The following is a 1,844-nucleotide window of genomic DNA, read 5'->3' on the forward strand; positions in this document are numbered from 1 at the left end:
AGCGCTTTGATAATTCAAGGTTTGTAAGGAATTCGAAAATTGCTGGCTTCAGTGTTTTTGAGTTTGATTCCTCAACCAGTATCAAGGTGGAAAAGTCGTCGTAAACCAAGTCGCTGCAAGCTTTCAAAGCTAATTGGGTTCACTAAATTTCGAAGCTTGGCTATCGGTTCGTTTTCCTAAATTCACGACAGAGTTGGTGTTTTGAGTTCAGTGGTCTGGCTGCAGAAGATTTTGTTGGTTAAGATGCCTTTCATTGAATGCAAGCTAAGTGCTTCATTGCCAAGCGAGTTTTTTGTTTGTATCGCTCTAACAAACAGTTCAAGCAGACCAAAAACGCGTGGCATTTTTAGCTTGCGGTGAGTTTTGTGTTTAAGGTAGTTTGCAGAAGCAGCATTTGTGCGTTTTTGGCTACTTAACTGGGCGTTATGCATAAGGAGGTGTTATGACGATTACAGGCGAGTGTTTCTGTGGCGAAATCAAGTACAAGATTGACGGTGGTCTCCATGATGCCCGTTCTTGTCATTGCTCTCGATGTCGTAAAGCATTTAGCTCACAGGCTTCAGCGTATGCTCTTGTTAAAGAGGGTGAGTTTGAATGGGTATGTGGGGAAGGGCTACTAACTTCATATATCGGTGAGCATGGTTTTGGACTTCAGTTTTGCTCCAAGTGCGGTTCCACATTAGTTGGCGTGTACAAGGGTCATGTTCACGGTGTTACGTTAGGCTGCATAAACGGTGACCCTCAAATACAGCTCAGTCGCCATATATACGTTGACTCTAAGGCTTCGTGGGAACTAATCGCTGATGGGGTGCCTCAGTTCGATGGTGCGCCTCCAGAAAATGCATAACAAAGCGTTTAAGACGGATTCCCAACGCTTGGCATTTTCGACTTACTTCAGTTTAAGTGTTTATGTCACAATGGTTTAGGTAGGGTGGTAGCGTTGCTCACCACTTAACGCGGCGTTATAGCGCTTTGATAATTTAAGGGTTGTAAGGTATTCGAAAATTGCTGACCTCAGTGTTTCTGAGTTCGATTCCTCAACCATATCCAAGGTGGAAAATTCTCAGTAAACCAAGTTGCTGCAAGCTTTCAAAACCAATTAGGTCCACCGAATTTTGAAGCTTTGCTCTTGGCTCGTTTTTCTAAATTTCCGACTGAATCGGTGTTTTGGGCTTTGTGGTCTGGTTGCAGTAAGTTTTGTTGGCTAAGATGCAGTTCATTGAATGCAAGCTAAGTGCTTCATTGCCAAGTTAAGTCTGTTTGCTTGTATCGCTACAACAAACAGTTCAAGCAGACCAAAAACGCGTGGCATTTTTAGTTTGCGTTGGGTTTGGTGATTAAGGTAGTTTGCAGAAACCGCATTTGTGCGTTTTTGGCTACTTAACTGGGCGTTATAGCGCTTTGATAATTCAAGGGTTATAAGGTTGTCGAAAATTGCAGGCTTCAGTGCTTTTGAGCTCGATTCCTTAGCTTGAATCAAAGTGGTAAATTCTCGCAAGCCAAGTCGTTGTAGGTTTCAAAGTTATTCAGCTTCATCAGATTTTGAAGTTTGGTTTCCGGCTAGCTTTCCTAAATTCTCGACTGAATCGGTGTTTTTGGGTTCTGTGGTCTGGTTGCAGACGGTTTTGTTGGCTAAGATGCAGTTCATTGAATGCAAGCTAAGTGCTTCATTGCCAAGTCAGTTTTTTACTTGTTGCTCTACAACAAACGCTTCAAGTGGACTGCCAACGCGTGGCACTTTTGGTTTGCAGAAATTATTGTGTTTAAGGCGCAATGCGGTAGCCGCTGTATCGCGTTGGCAGCCACTTAAGCGGGTGTTATAGCGCTTTGAAAATTCAAGGGTT

3 protein-coding genes are annotated in these 1,844 nt (G+C 43.2%); 1 reads left to right on the plus strand and 2 read right to left on the minus strand.

The genetic code is table 11. The features are described from left to right. Positions 1-182 precede the first annotated feature (182 nt). Positions 183-431, minus strand: a complete 249-nt coding sequence (locus CW749_RS26990; RefSeq protein ID WP_101115569.1) for a hypothetical protein — start codon at positions 429-431, stop codon at positions 183-185. Between the two features lie 11 nt (positions 432-442). Here CW749_RS26990 and CW749_RS26995 point away from each other — a divergent pair, with 11 nt between their 5' ends. Next, complete coding sequence (locus tag CW749_RS26995; protein WP_101115570.1) at positions 443-847, plus strand: GFA family protein; 405 nt, start codon at positions 443-445, stop codon at positions 845-847. A 369-nt stretch (positions 848-1,216) separates the two neighbouring features. Here the strand turns inward: CW749_RS26995 and CW749_RS27000 are convergent, their stop codons facing one another. Beyond that, a complete protein-coding gene (locus tag CW749_RS27000; RefSeq protein WP_101115571.1) occupies positions 1,217-1,498 on the minus strand; it encodes a hypothetical protein in 282 nt (93 codons plus the stop codon). Between the last annotated feature and the right edge of the window lie 346 nt (positions 1,499-1,844).

The sequence above is a fragment of the Vibrio sp. vnigr-6D03 genome (assembly GCF_002835515.1).
Lineage (GTDB): Bacteria > Pseudomonadota > Gammaproteobacteria > Enterobacterales > Vibrionaceae > Vibrio > Vibrio penaeicida.